Consider the following 21,470-nt stretch of genomic DNA (forward strand, 5'->3'; position numbering starts at 1 on the left):
TTCAATTATTAATTTATCACGACTAAATCAAAGTGCATTGGCTTTGATACCAAACTTTACTTTTGCCTTTAGAGGATGTGTGAGAAGTCTATTTTCAGACTTTTGTCAAAGGTAATTAAATATTAGTATTAAAAGCTACTTGCCAAATTTTGATGGTTTTATCAGAACTACCACTAACAAGAAATCTACCATCAGGACTCAGCGCCAGAGAATTTACTGTTCCCGAATGTCCTGTGAGTGTGTAGAGGATTTCATTTGTAGAAATACGCCAAATATTAATGGTGCGATCGCCACTACCACTAAATAACAGTTGTCCATTGGGACTAATGGCGATTGACTTGACTGCATCTGAGTGACCATTGAGTGTATGCAGGAGTTTGCCTGTAATCAAATGCCAAATTTTGATAGTTGTATCAACACTACCACTAAATAGAAGTTTTCCATCAGGACTAATGGCAATTGATTTTACCTCACCTGTATGACCAGACAGTGTGCGTACTGGGTCACCTGTGCGTGGGTTCCACAGCCTGATTTTGCTATCGGAACTACCACTGGCCAAAATATTACCATCAAGGCTGATGGCTACGGCATGAACAGCGGAGGAATGCCAAAGTGTGCAAATGCGATCGCCTTTGTGCAGATGCCAAATTTTAATTTTACTGCTACCACTGGCGAGAATCTGACCATCGGGACTGATGGCGACGACATTAACTGGTTTTTGATGACCTAATAGTGTGTGAATTAACTGACCGGTTTTTAAATGCCAAACTGTGACATTACTTTTGGGATGTTGACAACTACCAACAGCCAAAAAATTACCATCGGGACTAATTGCCACCGATGAAACTTCGCCTAAGTTACCTGCGAGAGTTCTGATTTGTTTTCCGGTTTGCAAATTCCAGATATTAATTGTTTGATCGGCACATCCACTAACTAATATCTCACCATCAGGACTAATCGCCACAGATGCAACTTTACCGGAATGACCAGTTAAGGTGTGGATGAGTTCGGGAAATTCTAAGGTGCGTTTGTGTTTGAGAGTAGCGATCGCCTGTAACATTTTTTCTACAGTTTCCACACTTTGGCGATCGCCCACTGCCGTAAAATATTCTTTTAATTTGTGAATATATTCCTCATCTTCTACTTTAATGGCAGATTGCATTGCTTCTAAGGAGTTAGCAAATTCCTGAGTTATTACTTGACGCAATTCCAACCATGTAGTAATAGAATAATCTACTTGTTCATTTGCCCAAGAGCGATCGGGTAAATGTGATAAACTCTGCGCTAATTGTAAAGCCAACTCTGGAACCCAATATCTGCGCTCTTTTTCAAGAGCTTGATAAACTTGTTGATAACCTGTAGCATACACCTGTAGTATGTTATCGTCCGATATTGCCTGTACCGCTGGCAAATCTAGCTTATCTTTGAGCAAACTAGGTAACAACTCTGGTAATAGTGGCGGTACATCATGATGAACTAGGTGATAAGCATCCGCTACCCAAGCAGCAACTAGACAGTGACAGGTAATTAATACTTGGCAAAACTTGGCAATATCTTGCTGATTTATCTGATATTTCAACGACAGCTTACTAATATCAATACCTTTGGCTTGCCATTTTTCTGCCTTTTCTAAAGTTGCCAAATTCAAGACATTATCACCACCTAATTGATTGATTTCCTCTAAATCTTCTCCTAAAGTTACTAGTTCATCTCTAATTTTTTTCCACTCTAAGGCACGACTTTTAGCAAACTCTTGAATAATCTCTTTGTATGGTAGACGAGAAATAGTTTTATAAAAATAATTTTCTTGACCTAAACCCCAGTAAGCAATCCGAAAATTTAAATAATCTCCATCATGGTCTGACTCTAAAATTAAAATTGGCTCTGTTTTTAACATACTAAACAAAGCCTTAATACTAGATTCACTATGAAAACGTTTACTATCCCAAGCTCCTGCTAAAAATTCTGTTGGTCTGACAGGGTTATGAAGAGAATAATTTATGTTAATAAATTCTCGCAAGCCTTCAGCCAAAATTCTTTCTATCTCAGAAATTTCTTCAGGATTGCAGTCAAATTGGTCAAACTTAATTTGCGGCGGAGCGAGAAAAATTTTCAGTGGGATATTTCTGTGACTATTACGAGTTTCTAAAATTTGCGAAGGGTATAATCTTAAAGGCCAGCTATCCAAAACTTTATTAACTTCTGGTAACTGAAGAGACGTGTCTCTTTGTTGCTGCGCTATTTGTAATTGTGTTTCTCGTTGATAAGCTGCTAATTGCTGTTGCAGAAGTTTTTCTTGTTGAAACCCCTCTTCTAAACCTTTGCTATTAGTTGTAATATTTACGAATTCAATCACCTCTTCAATGACTTGCGGGAATTGGTAATTATTTGTAGTCAAACCTTCTGCTGTTCTCTTTTGTACTAGATTAACAACTACAGGTGCAAACTCTAGTACTAATTGGATGAGTAACCTTAGCCCTTGTTCCATAAAGGGATGCCTGTGAGATAAATAACATGAACTGTGGAGAATAAATACGTGTAATTGCAGTACTTTGTAATTAGGTACTGCTGCGATTCATCATTTAAATTAATCACCATAAGCCATACTACTACTTGCCGGGATCATATTTGCCCATAAATTAAATATTTAGTTTACAGTTATCACCAATTGCCGAGCATCATAGTAGAGTTGAAGGGAAATTTTATGAGTGCGATCGCAGCCTTGATTAGATTTTAAATTAGTTGGAAAATTAAGTAAACTAATTGCTGGCTAAAAATCTAGAGGCCTACATAATTGAAGCATTTGGCTCTAATTAAAACATATAGCAATAATAAACCACTAAATCAGGCTCAAATAACGAAAAATTGCTTAATAAAATATATATCGGTTAAACTTTTATGCCAATAAAGCATTCCAAAATAAAATAGAGGTTGTCTATTTTATTTTACCTATCAAATATAAAAACCCGCCTGCGGTTTCTGTAAACATCCACAGAACTAAGTTCCAGAAGCAGGAATAAAAAATGCAACAAATATGATTGATCCTGTCTTTGAGTAAAAATACTATCGCGGCGCAGATACTTGTTCTTGTTGCTTAGGCAAAGATGGCAGATGAGCAATTTGTTTGAGCTTGACTTTTACCCCGTATTCTGGTCTAAGTGTAATTGAGGGTTGTGGCACAATGGAAAATCCAAACATTAAATCGGCCTGGAAGTATTGGGCGATCGTAGCCAATAACAAAGCTGCTTCCATTTGAGCAAAACTCTTACCAATACAAATGCGCGGCCCATCCCCAAAGGGGATATATACTCCTCTAGGTAATTGCTTTTCAAATTCTTCTGTCCAGCGTTCGGGTTGAAAGGCTTCGGGACGCTCAAAATATTGCGGATGACGGTGCATCACCCATTGACTAATCATAATTGTCGTGCCTTGAGAAACTTCGTACTCACCAATTTTAGTATCTTGTGCTGCTTCTCGCCCCATGAGCGATACGGGAGGATACAGGCGCATAGATTCTTTAATTACTTGCTGGGTGTAAGGTAAGCGGCGAAGATCATCTATGGTTGGTAAATTTCCTTGTAAGACTTGCTGTAACTCCGCTTCTAGTTTTGCTCGAATTTGAGGATGTTGTGATAGAAGCATCCATGTCCACGATAACGCATTGGCGGTAGTTTCATGGCCTGCCAGCATGAGGGTTGCTACTTCGTCCCGCAGTTGCTGATCATTCATTTGCTCATGAGTTTCTTCGTCTTGTGCATCCATTAACATGGAGAGCAAATCATTTCTGTTTTCGTTACGATCGCGGCGATCGCTGATAAGCTGGTAAATAGCTGCATCCATTTCGGCGATCGCGTGACGATACCGAATATTTTCTGGTCTAGGAAACCATTCCCACACCAAAAAATTTTGTCTTCGCTTGCTCTCAAACCAGTGCATGGTCATGTCTAGTGCATTGGCAACAACTTTTGCTTCACCGGCATTAACATCAGTGTTAAAAATACACTTCATCACAATCTCAAGGGTCAAGCGCATCATATCTGCATGGATATCATGAACTTCACCATCTTGCCAGCTTTGCAACATCCGATAAGTGTAATCCACCATTGTTTCACCATAGCCACTAATCCGTTTTTGGTGAAACACCGATTGAGCTAAACGACGTTGGCGAAACCAAGAATCTCCTTCTGCTGTTAACAACCCTTCACCTAGTAAGCTTTTTAAAACACGGAAACCCCGGCTTTTAATGAAATGTTCCCGATTTTTTAAAACTTCTTCAATATATTCAGGATTAGTCAGTAAACAAGTAGGTGTCAGTCCTAAGCGTAAGGGGACAATATCACCATAATCGCGGCAAGCAGAGAGGAAACTTAATGGATCTTGTCCAAGATCAAATAAATGCCCCACTATAGAACTGACTGGTGGCGCTGGTAACTCGAAGATATCCTTCGTCATGGGGATGAAAATCCTTAACGCTTATCTGTTTTAAAAAGCGAAAAATATGCTGCTTTTCTGCTCTTTTCCTGATTGAGCCAGTTTAACTGTTAACTAATTTGCTATTTTTTAGTTATAAATCCATCAACCTTAAGTAGTATCTCTTGGGAATTAATTGTGATTTTTTAGAAATACAAACTAATGTACAATTTGGCAAAAATTTTGGTTTTATACCAATCCGCAATTCTCTATAAAAAGATAATTAAACAAAAAAAAATTACTGAATTTCTTCACAAAATCTATCAAAAACTCTTGTATCCTATTTATGTGGATTCATCTGAAAACGAAATAAACACTATTAATTTGCAGACAGGCTCTAATTCGTTAGCTGTCTACAAATATAATTCACTGAAGAGAAAACAATTTTAAATAACAAAATTAAAATCTAATTCCCAGTTGTCCGTTAAAACCTCGCACAGAATTATAACCTGCTCCTACGAAAACGTTTTTAGTAGCACCTACTTGAACACCACCAGAAACAGCCACACCTTTATCTTGGGAATATAATCCTACTCCTACATAAGGAGAAATAACTGGTAAATTGACAAATTTCAACACATCTACCCCCGTAGCTCCGTCAGGGCCATTTCCTACTTCAACACCCAAATTAAAAGCTCTAGCTCCTACCGCATAGGTGGTATCACCATCTTTACTGCCAACGGATACCCAAGGTTGTGGTATTAGTTGAGCAGATGCTTGGCTAGGAGCAAACAAAGCGAAAAAACTAACTGATGTGATGAGTGTTTTGGTAATAATTGATTTTTTCATACTTTCCTCCTAATATTAATCATCAAAGATGATTAATATTGACGTATTTGCCTAGATTAAGTGCCTTGCTCAGGCTATATTACTTCTTATATAGCAGTAGCCAAGGCAGTTAGGACATCGGCCAATGATAAAACTCATGCACTAAAAAACTTTTAACCCTGTCATCTGTTCCCTGTCACCTGCTATACCAATTCAAAAATTCTTAATAGCATATTTAGTGTTAGGGACACTGCGACCTTCGTGTCCCTCAAGTATTAATCTATTGCTTGTTAACGATCGCAAACAAGTTTATAACTTAATTAGACAGGCTCTTGTGAAACTTTAATAGCTAGTTTTCCAATTTTGCTGCCATCAAATAGTTTAAGAATTGCTGATGGTGCATTTTCTAAACCTTCAACAATCTCCAACGCATACTTAATTTTCCCTTGGTTGAGCCATTGTCCAAGATCCTTGATCGCTTCACCAAATCTCGGAACATAATCAAGGATAATAAACCCTTGTACTAGCGATCGCTGCATGAGAATTTGGCTATAGTTATAAGGCCCAGGCACAGGCTCAGTGGCATTATAAGTTGAAATCAAACCACACAGAGGAATACGTGCGTGCAAGTTAATTTTGGTTAGCACCGCATCCAAAATAGCACCGCCGACATTATCAAAATATACATCAATGCCATCAGGACACGATTTAGCTAGTGCTGTTTCTAAATTTGCCGTTTTATAGTTAATAGCATCATCAAAGCCGAGTTCTTCTACAAGCCAACGGCATTTTTCATCGGAGCCAGTGATTCCAATTACACGACAACCCATAATCTTGGCAATTTGTCCCACAACGGAACCAACTGCTCCGGCTGCGGCTGAGACAACTACAGTTTCGCCGGCTTTAGGTTTTCCGATATCTAGAAGTCCAAAATAAGCTGTAAAACCTGTCATTCCTAATGGCCCGATTAATGCTGTAAGTGGATAGGGTAAAGGATTAGGTAGTTTTGTGATGTCTAAACCAGTGTTTCCCAAAGCCAGAGCATAATCTTGCCAGCCAAGCATCCCTGAAACTAAATCCCCTGTTTTAAAATTGGGATTTTTTGATTGTTCTACCACACCAATACCACCGCCGCGCATAACTTGCCCAATTTCCACTGGTGGCATATATTGTGGTCGATCGCTCATCCAAATACGATTGGTAGGATCTAGTGAAAGATATATGGTGCGTACCAACACTTCACCATCACTAAGCTGAGGAATTGCTTCTTCTCGATACTCAAAATTATCGGCTGTAATATCGCCAACAGGACGGGATGCCAAGCGAAACTGTCGATTGATTGCTGTCTGCATTGATTTGTTTCGGTGTAAGAATTGACGCGGATATCGAAAATGGGTGTTGCATAAATGCGGGATGATTTTCTGATATTTATCTCACAAAACCTCTTCTTCTCTACGAGACGCTGCGCGTTGGCGGAAGCCTCTCGTAGAGAATGCGTACTTTGCGTACTTTGCGGTTCATTATTTCATCCCTAAATTCAGCAACGCCCGATTTTTATTCAACCCTCATTTTCTACACCTACCTATCCGCGCATTCAGCAAGGAAAATATTAAAATTCTTTGTGCTGATAAGCCAAGTAAACAGCCTCTAAAAATACATCAGGAGCAACTTCTGGTAATTTATCTAAATTAATAATGGCTGTAACCTGTTGAGTTAATTTAGAAGCTAGAGCAACTCTTGATTTTAATGCCATTGCACCACGTCGCTGCAAATATTCCCGAATTACAGCAAAATCATCAGGTAATAATTGTGATAAGTCGGCAATGTCTAGCAATTCTTCATAGAAAGACCTAGCTTGTTCTGAAATCGTGAAAGTCGCTGACGCAGTGGTTGTTTGGGATTCAATCACAATTGTACCTGCTGCCCAATCACCAAGCCGCTTTTCACGGCGACTAAACATAATTAAAAAAGCTCCCATAAATAAGAATTCATCTAAAGGTCGCAGTAAGGCGCGTAAAGTTGCCTGTGCTAACCCGATAGGTCTACCATCATCTCGAACAACGCGAATTTTAGCAAAGCGTTTTCCTGGGGTTTGTCCTTGCCACAGGGTTTCAAAAAATACAAAATAACCAGCGTAAATTCCGAAGAGAGTCAGAAAGATAATTGCTATCAACCAAAGGCCAAGTTGTGAAGCAAAAGTATCTTGACTTTGCCAAAAATCGGTTAACTGACCAGAGATTGTAACCCAAGTAAAGACGCACACTACCAAAATTACAGCTAACACTAAATAGTCAATTAGTAAAGCCCAGGCGCGATTACCTATGCCAGCAAGGGTGAATTCTAATTCTATACTTTCGGGGGTGCGGAATTTAACGCGGTTAAAAATGTGCATAATAATATTTTTACTGATTTTTAAATTTCGCGCTCGCGTAGCTGCAAGCCTAACCCTTCACGGCGGCTGCGTAGGTCGTAATAAATCACTGCTTTAACAGTTTGCCAAAACGGTATAATCAACGCACCACCAATAAAACTTAAACCAACAGTTACCAAAACATAAACTAGAGTAAACAAAGCAGAATTTTCTCTAATTAATAACAAAAAAATAGACTGAAGAATAGTAGCAATAATCTGAACGATGATTTGAATAGGTATTGTAATCAAAAGGGCAACAAAAGAAATAAACAAAATCCGCCAAACATAACCTTGGGTTAATTCCCAGCTGCGGCTAATAGTTGATGTCGCTTCAATATTTTCTTCAATAGCTAAAGGTACTTCAACTAAATAAAATCTAGTTAATAGCCACAAAATTGCGACAAATGCCGCAATACCCATAACAATAGCTATGGCAATAAATAAAAGATTGCTGGCAGAATTTCCTTGTTGACCAACTCCTCCAAGAAATCCTGCGGATAAAGCAGCTAACAGCACAAATACAATTAATGCACCTAAACCAATACCTATACCGACAAAAAACATTAACAGCATCATCAGCAAAAACTGCCACAATCGAGAATTGACAAAGCGCTCGCCCGATGAAATACTCTCAGGCTGATTGACTAGTTCGCCAAACGCCAAGCGGGAAATTAGCGATGTCAGAGCATAAAACTTTGCCCATCCATAAATAGGTATTAGTAGCCACAAGTAAGCTCTTAACGCTAGTAAAAAATAATCCTTGAGATGAGAACGATACAGCCGCATTCCTGCACTTACAACATTCCCAACGCTGAGTGGTTGCATGGGACTGGGAGAACCAATATTTCCTGACATAATGCCAAATTTCCTTGAAAGTACAGTTGTGAATTTGTGGCTATCTTAAGGTACGTTATATTGATTCGTAATTCGTAATTTGTAATTCGTAATGACGCTCTCTTCGATACACTGTACGTTGGCGGAAGCCTTTCGTAGAGAATATGGTTTATTATTTCATCCCTAAATTCAGCAACGCCACAAATGACTATTGATCATAATCATTAGGATTAACACTGAAAACTGTTTCATCTTCAACAACATCATCATATAAATCCATTGGGGAAATTGGCTCTCCTTCTAAGCTTTCAATTCCTCTGATATCGGGATTATTGTTAAACCAAGCTTCAGTTTTTTCAGTGCTATTAGTGATGCTCATTAAAGATGACTGTGATAGCAATTTTTTCAGGGTGTAAAACTGCTCCAATGAGAATAAAGCACCATTAAGTGTGGCAATTTCTCTGTCAGCGTTAGCCAGAATAGCATCAAATAAGCAGGCATTGGTGAGATTGACTGTCTGAAGGTTAACTCTGCTAAGGTTAGCACTAGTCAAATTTGCACCATTCAAGTTTGCACCAGTCAAGTTTGCATCAGTCAAATTTGCACTAGTTAGGTTTGCACCAGTCAAGTTTGCGCCAGTTAGGTTTGCACCAGTTAGGTTTGCGCCAGTAAGGTTTGCACCCGATAAATTTGTCTGCTCAAGATTTGCTCCAGCTAACATAACTTGCAACAAAGATGCCTTTGAGAGATTGATTCCCGTTAGGGATTGGGGGAAAATTCGTTTGACTAAGACATCATCAGACAAAATAGCGATTCTACCAATTAGCATCGTCAAAGTTTCTGGATAGAACTCCGCCATACTGTGAGGATTACCGCAAGGGGAAAATGCAACTTTTGTAGTTCTATAGCCAGCACACAACAATAAAAATATATTTATTCCAACATTGGCATTAATTTGCTCGACATTGACAGGATTATGCAGTGTGTGAAAATAAGTCCAAGCTGTATGAACTATCCCTTCATTCAACCAACGACCTTGACAGTAACCACGCCAAAATAATTCTAGACGTTGTAGTAACAATGTTAGAGAAAAATCGCTCTTGGGCTTGCGTAACAAAGTTTCAATGACTAGTTCCTCAATTTGCTGAGTGAGGACACCATAGCCAAGTAAATTATATAGATGTTGGGCAACTTTACTAAAAGAATCTAGGCTAAAAATGAGCGTTCCGTAGGCATCTTCTTGCTGTTGAGTGAGGCTTTGTAGTTGATTAGCAATAGCTTCAGCACAGAGATATTCGCCTAAGTTGGGGTGAGAAAATTCTGTTAGGAGGGAGTTAGGAGAAGAGGAGGTTCTAAAGTAAAAAGCGGGTGGGATGTTGTGATGGAATTCTGTGGGCAAGTTGATTTGATAGCGATCGCTGTGTAAAATTTGTAGAGCGATCGCCTGTATTTGGTTTAATAAATCTTGGGGATGATGACCTGAGAGTAAATTAGCGATCGCTTCTTGTGTACGATGAATATGCGCCGACCCCGAACGTAATAACATTGTCTTAATACCGCCAGTGGCAGGATAGCCCAATAACCAGCGACTCAAACGATTGTAAATTTCCCAAAGCACTGTAGCGGTGCTAGTTTGTTGACCTAATTCCCATATCTCATCATCTATGAGTGCGTCACGGTGGAGAACTCCCAGTAAATAAAGCATTAACGGTTGGCGAACTAGAGCCGCCAGTTCTGGTAACTGGGATTTACCAATAAATAACCCAGCTTGCTTTAAGAATGTAAAGAAGTTTTGGGCTATTGGCAACGATTGCAAAATTGCCCACTGCTGAAACCATTGTTTTAGCTGCTCTTGCTCTAATGGCTGAATAGTTATTTGCTGCAATTGCAATAATATATCTGAGTCGATTTCTTCTAAGGTAGTTCTGCGACTAGTCAACACAATTTTATGTTTACCCTCAGCTTGAAATACAATTAGCTGCTGGATAAAAATTGCCTTTGTTCTTGAACCTAAACTAGAAGTGGGTAATTCATCCAAACCATCTAGCAGTAATACACACCGGGGATGTTCTTGTTCTAGCCAATCACTCAAGTTAGTCTGAGTATTTAAACAAAAACCAGAATTGAGAGTTTCGGCTAAAGTTTTGCCATATTGAATATCGCGCAGTCGAATAATAACTGGCATCCAAGTAGGATAAAGCTCTCGCGCCACTTGTGCTGCCCAAATTTGGCAGAAGCTACTTTTACCATAACCAGGTTCCGATATAATTATGGCGATCGTTTCGAGATCCGCCAACTGTTCCTGCGCCCATTTCTTTAAATCAACAGACTGAAAATTACCTGCTTCTGGAGTCAAACCTTTGAGCGGAATATAAATATCCTTGAGCGCAAAAGATTCCGTAAATAAAGGTGTATTCAGGTTTTGCAGCAAGCTTGCGCGGTAATTTTCTCGGTACAAGTCAATTTTGTCACCTACCAAAACCCCGGCTTCTGGAGGGTAAATATTACTAACAGAAGCTAATTGGAAAAATTTTTGTAGTTGGGCTAGAGGTGGTGCATTCTCAGCAATGACTTTGAGTAAGTATCCACTCAGGGAATGAGTTAAACGCTGAGTTAACAATTTAGCTTCTAATTCCTCAGCACCATTGGCGATAAACCAAGCGATAGTGGCGTTACTCATCTGTTGTACCAGTAATGAATCTACTACTACAGACAGTGCTTGTTCAGCTTGAGTATCAGTTAATTTACCAATGCTCAGAGTTTTCAACAGCCCTTGGAGTTGAGGATCTTGCAAGCTGAGTTTACTAACTAGCTCTTTTAATATTTCGGTTCGAGTAGGAATCATAGCACGATTGAGCCAAGGTCTTTGCAGCTTGACTTCTTGCTCAATCACCTGTTGCAAAGCTTGGAGATAGGCAATTTGAAAGGCCAGCCATGTGCCTTCGTTACGTTTTAAGGCTTTTTTTTCACTGAGACTACGCAATAGACTTTCTGTTAATCGGGCGATGACATTAATATCTTGCCAAACAGAACCTAAAGGTAGTTCTAAAACTTCTGCTAAAGTACAAATATCAAGTGGTGCAAGGCTTTTGACTTCCATATCTTGGACAATACGGTAAGCAACACCCGCTAATTGACCAAGTGAAAATTCTCTAATTTGATTGACTTCAATCTGGCGTTCTGCCAACCATTGCCGGATACTGAGGTTCATTTAATTACATAATTAAGAGTCCGCCTATGCAATTATTATCCATTTATTGGTTGGCGAAAACAGGTAACAATGGGTAGGAATACGCTTAGTATCTAAGCCAATTATGAGCGATCGCCCTCTCAAATTATTGCTAATTGACCCAGACTCCATTTTCCGCCTAGGATTGCGGGTAGCTTTGGAGGAAATGCCTAACTTGCAAGTGGTAGCCGAAGTAGAAACAGATACCGCCGCTTTGCAAATACTAGCAGAACTTGCAAATCAAGACTCCAAGCAAGTAAATTTGGTGGTTTTGGAATTAGGAAACGGCCACTCCATTGACAGTCAGTTACAAGGTTTACAACTCTGTCACCAACTAAAAACTTTATACCCCACATTGCCAATTTTGCTGCTCAGTTCTGTCCAAGACCCAAGAATCCTTTCAGCCGCCAGAGTGGCGGGTGTAGATGGCTACCGTCCTAAAGGTACTCCTGTGTCTCAACTAGTTGCTGCAATAGAAGAAGTCGCAACAGGTGGTTCTCATTGGGTAGTAAATGCAAATCCTCCCCAAACTCTCATCTCTTCACCTCACAAGTTGCCTTTATTTCGACTGCGGCATAATCTACGTTTGTCTGGGATTAATTACATTAATGATTCTCTAGCAAAAGTTACAGCACAATTACACACCCCAGGCTTACCAATACTAGACCAGGTTGTTTTAGCTGGACAACGGCGAGAACTTTTAGCTGCGCGTTGGTTGCTCAATGGCTTGTTAAGTTCACCCCAAGAAAGACAACAACAGCAATTTACTCCCTCGCCTGGACAATTGCCAGTCATTCCCTCGCCTAGTAGCGCTATTGTGCCAACCGATTCTGAAGAACAGCTAATTTCGCCACTTCCAATTAACTCAAGAGCCTTACAACTTGCCTTATTTTCATCTTGTGTAAACAAGCTGCAATTTCCTTTAGTAAATGTCACAGATATTCCTTTGGAAATTGATATTTTACGTGAAGATAAAAAGCGTGATTTACTTTATCTAATTCTGCAAAAATTGGCGAAGCAACTGGATGAAATACGTGCTTCTAAAATCACAATTGAACAGTTGGAAGGATTTAAAAATACAATATTATTTGATTTATGGCAAACCACAGTTACAGATTTCTTTGGTAAGTTCGCAAGGGTGCAAGTTGGCAAGCAAAATATCGAATTTGTCAACGTATTGTTGCAAAATTCTAGAGTTATTCAAACTGAGATATTAAATAAAATTCCGTTTGTGGCGGAACTACTTTCTTATCTGCTATTTCAAACTGATTTACATATTGATAATAACTCTTATCCAGCAGATAGCTCTGATGCTAAATATCAAGCATTAGGAATTTTAGAAAATTTATTGATTCAGGTTGCAAACAGTGTAATACAACCACTGTTGAATTACTTAGCAGATGTAGAAGCGGTTAAGAAGACTTTTTACAATCGCAATTTCATTTCTACACGAGAAATTGAACGCTTTAGAAATGACTTGTCATGGAAATACCGTTTAAATAATTATGTCAATGAAGCCAAAGCAATTTTTGAAAGCCGCTATGAGTTATTTGTTTTAGCACCGCGGGGAATTGCCCAAATTTCGATTTACGCTCCCCGTAAAGAAGAGTTAGCAACCCTTTCAGGAGTTCCCTTATTTGTAACGCTGGTACTAGAATTTTGGGATGCGATCGCTCCACGCTTACAATCTCTGATATCTTTTTTAGGTAGTGGTATTGTTTTTATTCTTACCCAAGTCATCGGTCGCGGTTTAGGTTTAATCGGTCGTGGTATTCTGCAAGGTATCGGCAGTGTGTCATTTCAAGATAAAAATCTTAAGCGCAATAGTGAGAAGCAGAAGTAAACTGCTACCGCTCACAGCACTTTGCTATAAATGCTGATGCAATAAACCAATAACTACTTCTGGTAATTCTAAATGAGGTAACACTCCAGCATCAGCGATCGCATAAAATTTGTGAATAGCATCTGGATTAAAATTCGCCAGCCTCCGCCCTAATTTAATACTAGTAAACTGCGCCTTTTCTCCCCAAAACACCACACTAGGAACTGTTAACTGTTGAATATATAAACTCAAATCAAAATACAAATCACCCCGCAAAAATGCCAACGCTGCAAATTTAGCATTAGGTTGCTGTGCTGAAGTTAAATAAGCTTCTACTATTTCTTGCGAAACTCTTTCGGGTTTAGCAAACAGAAAACTTTGTAAAAAATTCCGCACTGCTAATTCATTTTCTGCACCCAACGCATATATTAAACTATCTAATAAGGGCGTATTAATAACCGAAAGTGGTAATCTGCGTCCAGAACCTTGACCAAAATCATCAAATCCGGAAGGACAGACTAAATATAATGATTGAAATAGTTGAGGTTGAGTAATCGCTAAACGGATAGTAAAAGCAGCCGTGAGAGATGAGGCTATGACTTGGACAGGTTGGCGACAAGTTTGAGTAATAAATTCTGCGATCGCAGTAAGATAATCTTTAATTTGATAATCTCGTACAGGGTGTGCAGACTCTCCCCAACCAATTAAATCAGGTGCTAAAATCCGGTATGTTTGGGCAAAAGCTGGGTACACTTTTGACCATTCGTAAGCAGATGCCCCACCACCAAAGTTATGCAAAAATAGTAATGGTGCTAAATCTTCACTATCAGCGTTTAACCAAGGTGCAGATGTCTGAGTATAGTAAACTATTGCACCCAAGGAAGTATTAATAACTTTATGCCCAAAGCCAGGAGGTTGAAACTGAAGCATAAAAAGTATGAAGTATAAAGTGTGAAGTATGAAGTGTGAAGTATAAAAACTTTCTTCACTTAGCGTTATCTCTAGTTATCTGAACTAGTTGATTTAAATTATCGCCACTAATTTTATAAGCATTGCCAAAACCAAGAACAAAACGACCTGAACTAGGGGTAAGCTGAAAAATCCGAAAATCAGCTAAACCTCGTAATACTTCAATCATTTCCCCAAAGCGTTCTTGAAATTGCTCAACAATTTTATTCCAAGTTTCCGTGTCACGTTCTATCAAAGTCGCCGTACAATCAAAACTTAAGCGACGACGGGCAAAAATGTTATTACTCTTTGCTTCATCATCAATAAATAAAACACTCACATGCGGATTAGCATAAAGATTCTGCGTATGAGTTGCTAAGTCACTGATATAAATGTAAATATTTTTTGCTTCATCAATCACAAAAGGTGCATAACTACTATTAGGTATACCTTCTTGAGTAATAGTACTAATGATGACACTCTGAAACTCGTGAGGAAAACTTTCGTATTCAGCTTGAGTTTTTTCTAGTTGGCTCATAATTGATTATTTGTATGATTAGCAACACTTAAGTAAGTATTTTAGCTTTATTTGGCGATCGCCAACACACAAAACGATGTGGCTTAATTGTACCTACTTCCTCATCTTTGAGAACAAAACCGATATCATGTAACAAGAAGCGAGTAATGAGGACGCAATTGTGACTGACAAAAATCGTTCTCAATGGGACTTAGGCAGGTTCATTGAAACACTGTCTTATTTTGAGGTTATTCCGTTCCTCAACTGGATACAACAACTCATCCAAGGTCGTCCCCAAGATACACAAGATAGACCTGATGGAGGAAAAAACGTGGGTGTAATATTAGTAGCAGGTGCAACGGGTGGTCTTGGTAAGCGAGTAGTACGGCGACTGCTAGAATGCCGTTATCAAGTGCGATGTCTTGTGCGCGACATAGATAAAGCTAGGTCACTTTTAGGCAACGATGTTGATTTAGTAATTGCAGATATTACCAAACCAGAAACTTTAAACGCCTTAGTTATGGCTAACATCCAAGCTGTAGTTTGTTGTACAGCAGTGCGTGTCCAACCCGTTGAAGGAGACACAGCCGATAGAGCCAAATATTATCAAGGCGTTAAATTTTATCAACCAGAAATTGTTGGTGACACCCCCGAAAATGTCGAATATCAAGGTGTCAAAAACTTAGTAGAAGCATCAGCAAAATATCTCCCTCAAGCTAATAAAAAAATCATATTTGATTTTACAAATCCTTCCGCAGAATTAAAAAATATCTGGGGTGCGCTGGATGATGTAGTTATGGGAGGTGTTAGTTCTAGTAATATTCAATTAACAACAAATACCGCTGTGTTTGCTGGTAATGTTTCCACCGCTAACTCAGGCGGATTTGCTTCTATTAGGACAAAAAACTTTGACCCACCTTTTAAATTATCTGGTTACACAGGTGTAGAATTACGCGTCAAAGGTGACGGTCAACGCTATAAAATATTCCTAAGACCAGATGCAACATGGGATGGTTTAGGTTACAGCTATTCTTTTGACACCGTAGCTAACACTTGGATAGATGTTCGCATCCCTTTTGCAAATTTAGTTCCAGTATTTCGCGCCAAAACTGTTAAAGATGCTCCACCATTAAATGCAAGTAGAATTAGCTCATTTCAACTAATGTTGAGCAAGTTTGAATATGATGGTGCGTTAAATCCTAAATTTACACCTGGCGCTTTTAGTTTAGAAATAGAATCAATTAAAGCTTATGGCGAACAAACTCTACCACAGTTTATTCTCGTCAGTTCCGCAGGTGTAACTCGTCCCGGAAGACCAGGTATTAATCTAGAAGAAGAACCACCCGCAGTTAAATTAAATGAGCAACTAGGAGGTATTTTAACCTGGAAATTAAAAGGAGAAGATAGTTTAAGAGCCAGTAGTATTCCCTACACAATTATTAGACCTTGCGCTTTAACTGAAGAAGCAGGAGGTAAAGAACTAATACTTGAGCAAGGTGATAACATCAAAGGCAAAATCAGCCGTGAAGATGTAGCAGAAATTTGTGTACAAGCATTAGAACAAAGTAAAGCACATAATGTCACTTTTGAAGTGAAAGCCGGAGAAAATAGGGCTGACTCTATCAATTGGGAAAAACTATTTTCTGATTTACAGCCTGATAAATAAATCACCAATAAATAAAAATTAAGCCTACTAATACAGGCTGTTGTTATAAATCAATCTACAGAGATGAAAAAAATTAGAGTATTAGGACTTGCAGTGGCTTTAGTCATAATTATGTGGGCTGGATTATTTTCTAACATCGCATCATCTCAGCAAACCGAATCTCGCCTCAATAATTTGCGGGCAGATTTTAATCGCATGGAGTCACGGTTAAATCAAATAGAATCACAAATCGGACAAACTCGCCAGTCTCCCAACTCCAGAACATCGATTACTGTACCACAGTCAACTAGAAGAAATTTGTCACAACAAGAGCGTGATAATATGTTTGACCGATTGGCAACTTTAGTGGTTGAATTAAAACAACAAGTTAATACATTAGAGGAACGCATTTATCAATTAGAATCACGTTAATTAATAAATTTGTATGGCAATAACTATTCAAGAACAAATGATCTACGAAGGTGGTTGTCATTGTGGTAAAGTACGTTTTCGTGTGGTAGTTGACCAACACATAGCCCAAGATTGCAACTGTTCTATTTGCAGAAAAAAAGGCTTTTTACATCTAATTGTCCAACGAGAACAATTTAATTTATTGCAAGGCGAAGATGAGTTGACAACTTATCGATTTAACACGGGAGTTGCTCAACATAAATTTTGCCGCACCTGTGGAATACATTCTTTTTACATTCCCCGCAGTCATCCCGATTGTATAGATGTGAATGTGCGATGCTTCGATGGTGATGTAATTTCAAATTTCGAGACTATACCTTTTGATGGGATGAATTGGGAGGCAAATATTCATAAGTTAATTAATTGATATTGATATTGTTGCAAATAAGCAATTATAGCTATTCTCATACTAATTGAGTACAAATTCATCTAGGTTAAAATCTAGGGAAAAATGCTGCAATTAATTATTGCTTGAAGAATTAATAAAAAGTATTGCTTTTTGTAGAGCAATTGCTAAAGAAATCTGAGGAAAATGCCAGAAAAGGCAATGTAGATTATATAAAAGTTGTACTAGGAGTGAATGGATGTCTCATTAGACTGTTATACAAGCTGACATATCTGAATAAAGGGAATCTCATAGTCAAGTCATAATCGAAAAATTATTCAGTTTACGTCAGTTACTAACCCTTTTGAATTAGGGCGAATTTCTATGAATCAACCATATCTCTCTCCCGATGATTTACCTTCTCATAAAACAACACTAATTAGTGAAGTATTACTAAGTCAACTGGAAGAAACCATAAAACGAAGCTTTTTCTTAGGTTGCGATCGCACTGTACGCGTTTTATTATCTAGTTGTCACTGGTATTTCAAAATCAATAGCGGCATTCTCATATTCATCATCGTCTGTCAAGATATAGAAAGCTATCAGCATATTCTGACTACTGTTCCCTACTTAGCCGATAAGTTAAAACATTTTGCTAACCAAGCTAAAATCAGTATCAGTTCTCCAGTGAATCACGGTATACCCTGGGTCATCGGTATTAATGATATTTTGCCTGGAGAAGACTCATCCATTATCTAAATCATCTATAGCAGTGATAAATCATTTGTAAACAACAAGAAACCCGACTTTTTTAAGAAGTCGGGTTTCTGAACTTCTCGATTTTTACCAATCAAATATGATTGCTATAGCTCTCATTCTTATTTAAGAATAGTCAAACCAAGTATTATACTTAAAGCTATGGCCAAGCTATCTAAATAATCATCATCTAAATGACCAATTACTCTGATAATTCTTGATTTATCGACAACTCGAATTTGCTCACAAAGGATTACAGAATCTTGATTTAAACCACCTGTACCAGCAGGAATAAAAACATGAGATTGTAATATCACACGTCTAATTTTTGTGGTTAACGGTGTAATGATAGTGTGAGGACTAACAGAATTTGCCCTATTAATTTGCACTACAACCACAGGTCTAATTCCTGCCTGTTCTGTACCAACTACTGGATTAAGATCGCAAAGAACTACATCTCCGCGTTTGATCTCTAAAGTAGGTTCTCTTTTATTCATTTCAATCTAAAGTGGATAGTGTATTTTTTTAGGAATTGGGTATTCCTTATTAACCCTTTCGCTTTGAATACACTTATTAGATTGAGTATTATTAACCATACTACCATTTTTTGATAAGTATAGTCAACAATTATTCATTCTCAGCAACGCTTGCACTAGAGAAATATTGAGTAGTGCAGACGGATTATCATGGTGTAACCACAAACTATATTCACATTCGATTCAAATAGGGGAATATCTACCACTGAATTTCTCCTTGTGCTAAACGTTCTTCATAATCTTCCAAATTAGATAAATATTCAGAAAAATCTGATTCAGCCATATTCAGTGATTCGCTAAACTGAAGCCACAATTCCCAATTATTACCTTTGTGCTTCATTAATAAAAAGTCTATATAATCACTTACTTCCTGCAATAAAGATTCTGGCATTTGCCGAATTTTAGCAATTGTTTTCTCTTGTATATCCATGATGAATATGTTCAGATGTATCTCTCTTTATCTAGGATAATCTCTACTTCTTGCACTATACAGCAAAACCCGCACTGGCGGGTTTTGTTTGTGTTCGCTAATTACATTATACTGTTGTTAAAATTCAGCATTTTGTGGTGTGCGTGGGAACGGGATCACATCACGAATATTTCCCATCCCTGTCATGAATTGCACGAGCCTTTCAAACCCCAAACCAAACCCAGCATGGGGAACAGTACCGAAACGCCGCAAGTCTAAATACCACCATAAATCTTCTGGTTTCATTCCTTGCGCTATTACTCGGCGTTCTAGAACGTCTAAACGTTCTTCTCTTTGAGAACCACCGATAATTTCCCCAATTTTTGGTGCGAGAATATCCATCGCGCGGACGGTTTTTTCATCGTCATTTAAGCGCATGTAAAAAGCTTTGATTTGCGCTGGATAATCTGTGACAATTACTGGTTTTTTAAACAATTGTTCTGCTAGATAGCGCTCGTGTTCTGATTGTAAATCTAAACCCCAATTTATAGGATATTCAAACTTGACATCGGCTTTTTCTAACAGTTTGATTGCATCTGTATAACTCAGACGTTCAAATTGATTGTTAATAATATTCTCAGCTGTGGCTAAAACGGTGTTATCAATGCGTTGATTGAAAAACTCCATATCTTCTGGACAGGTTTCTAACACATATTTAAAAATATGTTTGAGAAACGCCTCAGCTAAATCCATGTCGCCTTCTAAGTTGCAAAATGCCATTTCTGGCTCAACCATCCAAAATTCTGCTAGGTGGCGGGAGGTGTTGGAGTTCTCTGCACGGAAGGTAGGGCCGAAGGTGTAAACGTTAGAAAAGGCCATCGCCATGACTTCGGCTTCTAACTGGCCGCTAACTGTTAAATATGTGGGTTTAGCAAAGAAGTCTTGGGTGTAATCTACGGCTTGGTTTTCTGCACGGGGAACATTCTTAAGATCCAAACTGGTGACGCTGAATAGTTCACCTGCGCCTTCGCAATCGCTGGCGGTGATAATGGGGGTGTGTACCCACAAAAAGCCACGTTCTTGGAGAAATTGATGAATTGCGGTTGAACAAGCATTTCTGACCCGGAAAACTGCACCAAAGGAATTAGTACGCGATCGCAAATGTCCGATAGTACGCAAAAATTCAAAAGAGTGGCGTTTCTTCTGCAAAGGATACGTTTCGGGATCAGCTTCCCCGTAGACTTTCACCGTCTCGGCTTTTAATTCAATCCGCTGTCCCTTCCCAACAGAAGCTACCAGTACACCGTTAACCTCAACTGACGCACCTGTATTTAGTTGTTTCAAAATCCCTTCGTATTCTGGTAAACCCTCATTGATGACAACTTGCAAATTAGCTAGTGATGAGCCATCATTCACCTCTATAAACGCAAACCCTTTCAAGTCACGTTTCGTCCTTACCCAGCCTTGAACTACAAGAGACTCATCAGGTTGACCACTCCGCAATATTTCTGCAATCCGTCGATTTACCATATTTACCCAGCACAGGATTTTAATATCCAGCCTATGATAACGCCCATTCCACCAAAGCGGACGGCTTGCCAGAAAGGTTTTTTTAGGCTACGCCAAGAAAATAACTGACTTTCTAGGTTGGTGTCCAGCAATTCCAACTGCTTTTGAATTTGCCGTAACTCAGCTTTGATTTCTGGTGTTTGATGCTTATTTTCTTTTAATTCTTGCTGGCGTTGTTGCCATTCTGCCTTTTGCTGTTGATCTCGCTTGATTTGAGTGTAACGTTCTTTAATTAAGCAGAGCGATCGCTCTACTTCCTCTAATTCTTGCTCAAAATCTAGTTCTAGATTTTCTTCAGGCGAAGGATTATGTGATTGTCTAGGCGGCTTCATTGACGGGTAATAAATTAAGATTAATGTAGCTCTGCCAATAGTTATATAGTTACTAGTCAATAACCAAGTGTAGACATGGAATCTCTCAGCACTCAAAACTTAGAATTGGATATCCTGCCTAAAACCAGTCAACTAAATGAAGTTAGCACTCTGGAATTAGCTCAAGCCGTCATGGAAAGACTCAGTATTTCCCCTAACGATTGGCATCGCCTCAAGTCTAACCGCAATTCTCGCGCTAGTGAACAAGCTGCTGCTGCTCTGGTCTTTCTCCTCAAAAATCAGCCACAAGAAGCCCTCGCCCGCTTAGAACAAGCCACAGGTTGGTTAGACAGGTCAATTTCTGCACCTCCGTGTCCTACACACGGACACAAGGGACAAGAAAGTTAAAGGTAAAAAGAACAGAAACTTTTGCCTTTTACCTTTTGCC

Annotated in this window: 19 protein-coding genes; 6 read left to right on the forward strand and 13 right to left on the reverse strand. The window is 38.8% G+C overall.

From position 1 onward, the window contains the following. Positions 1–115 precede the first annotated feature (115 nt). The 7 genes from IQ259_RS11285 to IQ259_RS11315 all read right to left on the reverse strand — a co-directional run bounded on the left by IQ259_RS11285 (position 116) and on the right by IQ259_RS11315 (position 11,695). On the reverse strand, positions 116–2,488 hold the full coding sequence (locus IQ259_RS11285) for a WD40 repeat domain-containing protein (RefSeq protein WP_193884683.1): 2,373 nt from the start codon (positions 2,486–2,488) through the stop codon (positions 116–118). 575 nt (positions 2,489–3,063) lie between these two features. After that, positions 3,064–4,452, reverse strand: a complete 1,389-nt coding sequence (locus IQ259_RS11290; protein ID WP_193884685.1) for a cytochrome P450 — start codon at positions 4,450–4,452, stop codon at positions 3,064–3,066. A 417-nt stretch (positions 4,453–4,869) separates the two neighbouring features. Next, positions 4,870–5,259: a hypothetical protein gene (locus tag IQ259_RS11295; protein ID WP_193884687.1), complete on the reverse strand. Its 390-nt coding sequence runs from the start codon at positions 5,257–5,259 to the stop codon at positions 4,870–4,872. A gap of 299 nt (positions 5,260–5,558) precedes the next feature. Next, positions 5,559–6,590 (reverse strand): NADP-dependent oxidoreductase, encoded by a 1,032-nt coding sequence (locus IQ259_RS11300; protein ID WP_193884689.1) that lies wholly within the window; start codon positions 6,588–6,590, stop codon positions 5,559–5,561. Positions 6,591–6,847: 257 nt separating this feature from the next. Further along, positions 6,848–7,630 (reverse strand): RDD family protein, encoded by a 783-nt coding sequence (locus tag IQ259_RS11305; protein WP_193884691.1) that lies wholly within the window; start codon positions 7,628–7,630, stop codon positions 6,848–6,850. A 20-nt stretch (positions 7,631–7,650) separates the two neighbouring features. Beyond that, positions 7,651–8,505 (reverse strand): DUF975 domain-containing protein, encoded by an 855-nt coding sequence (locus IQ259_RS11310; RefSeq protein WP_193884693.1) that lies wholly within the window; start codon positions 8,503–8,505, stop codon positions 7,651–7,653. Positions 8,506–8,692: 187 nt separating this feature from the next. Further along, positions 8,693–11,695: a pentapeptide repeat-containing protein gene (locus IQ259_RS11315; protein ID WP_193884695.1), complete on the reverse strand. Its 3,003-nt coding sequence runs from the start codon at positions 11,693–11,695 to the stop codon at positions 8,693–8,695. A 103-nt stretch (positions 11,696–11,798) separates the two neighbouring features. Here IQ259_RS11315 and IQ259_RS11320 point away from each other — a divergent pair, with 103 nt between their 5' ends. Beyond that, positions 11,799–13,556 carry a DUF3685 domain-containing protein gene (locus tag IQ259_RS11320; protein ID WP_193884696.1) on the forward strand — a complete coding sequence of 586 codons (1,758 nt, stop codon included), beginning with the start codon at positions 11,799–11,801 and terminating at the stop codon, positions 13,554–13,556. Positions 13,557–13,580: 24 nt separating this feature from the next. On the opposite strand, the gene IQ259_RS11325 is transcribed toward IQ259_RS11320, so the two are convergent. Both IQ259_RS11325 and IQ259_RS11330 read right to left on the reverse strand, forming a co-directional pair. After that, positions 13,581–14,465, reverse strand: a complete 885-nt coding sequence (locus IQ259_RS11325) for an alpha/beta fold hydrolase (RefSeq protein WP_193884697.1) — start codon at positions 14,463–14,465, stop codon at positions 13,581–13,583. 55 nt (positions 14,466–14,520) lie between these two features. Next, positions 14,521–15,021: a HugZ family protein gene (locus IQ259_RS11330; RefSeq protein WP_193884698.1), complete on the reverse strand. Its 501-nt coding sequence runs from the start codon at positions 15,019–15,021 to the stop codon at positions 14,521–14,523. Between the two features lie 160 nt (positions 15,022–15,181). Between IQ259_RS11330 and IQ259_RS11335 the strand changes: the two genes are divergently transcribed. The 4 genes from IQ259_RS11335 (at position 15,182) to IQ259_RS11350 (ending at position 18,200) form a co-directional block, all read left to right on the forward strand. Continuing rightward, on the forward strand, positions 15,182–16,666 hold the full coding sequence (locus tag IQ259_RS11335; protein WP_193884699.1) for a CIA30 family protein: 1,485 nt from the start codon (positions 15,182–15,184) through the stop codon (positions 16,664–16,666). 63 nt (positions 16,667–16,729) lie between these two features. Continuing rightward, positions 16,730–17,077 carry a hypothetical protein gene (locus tag IQ259_RS11340; protein ID WP_193884700.1) on the forward strand — a complete coding sequence of 116 codons (348 nt, stop codon included), beginning with the start codon at positions 16,730–16,732 and terminating at the stop codon, positions 17,075–17,077. Positions 17,078–17,090: 13 nt separating this feature from the next. After that, positions 17,091–17,483, forward strand: a complete 393-nt coding sequence (locus IQ259_RS11345) for a GFA family protein (protein ID WP_193884701.1) — start codon at positions 17,091–17,093, stop codon at positions 17,481–17,483. A 342-nt stretch (positions 17,484–17,825) separates the two neighbouring features. Next, entirely contained in the window at positions 17,826–18,200 is a 375-nt protein-coding gene (locus tag IQ259_RS11350; RefSeq protein WP_193884702.1) for a hypothetical protein, read from the forward strand. Between the two features lie 119 nt (positions 18,201–18,319). Here IQ259_RS11350 and IQ259_RS11355 read toward each other — a convergent pair whose 3' ends face one another. From IQ259_RS11355 to IQ259_RS11370, 4 genes are all read right to left on the reverse strand, one after another. After that, positions 18,320–18,694, reverse strand: a complete 375-nt coding sequence (locus tag IQ259_RS11355) for a type II toxin-antitoxin system PemK/MazF family toxin (protein ID WP_193884704.1) — start codon at positions 18,692–18,694, stop codon at positions 18,320–18,322. 238 nt (positions 18,695–18,932) lie between these two features. Beyond that, positions 18,933–19,163: a DUF2281 domain-containing protein gene (locus IQ259_RS11360; RefSeq protein ID WP_193884706.1), complete on the reverse strand. Its 231-nt coding sequence runs from the start codon at positions 19,161–19,163 to the stop codon at positions 18,933–18,935. A 117-nt stretch (positions 19,164–19,280) separates the two neighbouring features. Beyond that, positions 19,281–20,672 carry an asparagine--tRNA ligase gene (gene asnS / locus IQ259_RS11365; RefSeq protein WP_193884708.1) on the reverse strand — a complete coding sequence of 464 codons (1,392 nt, stop codon included), beginning with the start codon at positions 20,670–20,672 and terminating at the stop codon, positions 19,281–19,283. 2 nt (positions 20,673–20,674) lie between these two features. Next, complete coding sequence (locus IQ259_RS11370; protein WP_193884710.1) at positions 20,675–21,043, reverse strand: hypothetical protein; 369 nt, start codon at positions 21,041–21,043, stop codon at positions 20,675–20,677. Positions 21,044–21,118: 75 nt separating this feature from the next. On the opposite strand from IQ259_RS11370, the gene IQ259_RS11375 reads away from it, so the two are divergent. Continuing rightward, the gene (locus tag IQ259_RS11375) at positions 21,119–21,430 is read left to right on the forward strand and encodes a DUF6439 family protein (protein WP_193884711.1); all 312 of its coding nucleotides are present in this window, start codon (positions 21,119–21,121) and stop codon (positions 21,428–21,430) included. Positions 21,431–21,470 lie beyond the last annotated feature (40 nt).

This window comes from Fortiea sp. LEGE XX443 (assembly GCF_015206815.1).
GTDB lineage: Bacteria > Cyanobacteriota > Cyanobacteriia > Cyanobacteriales > Nostocaceae > Nostoc_B.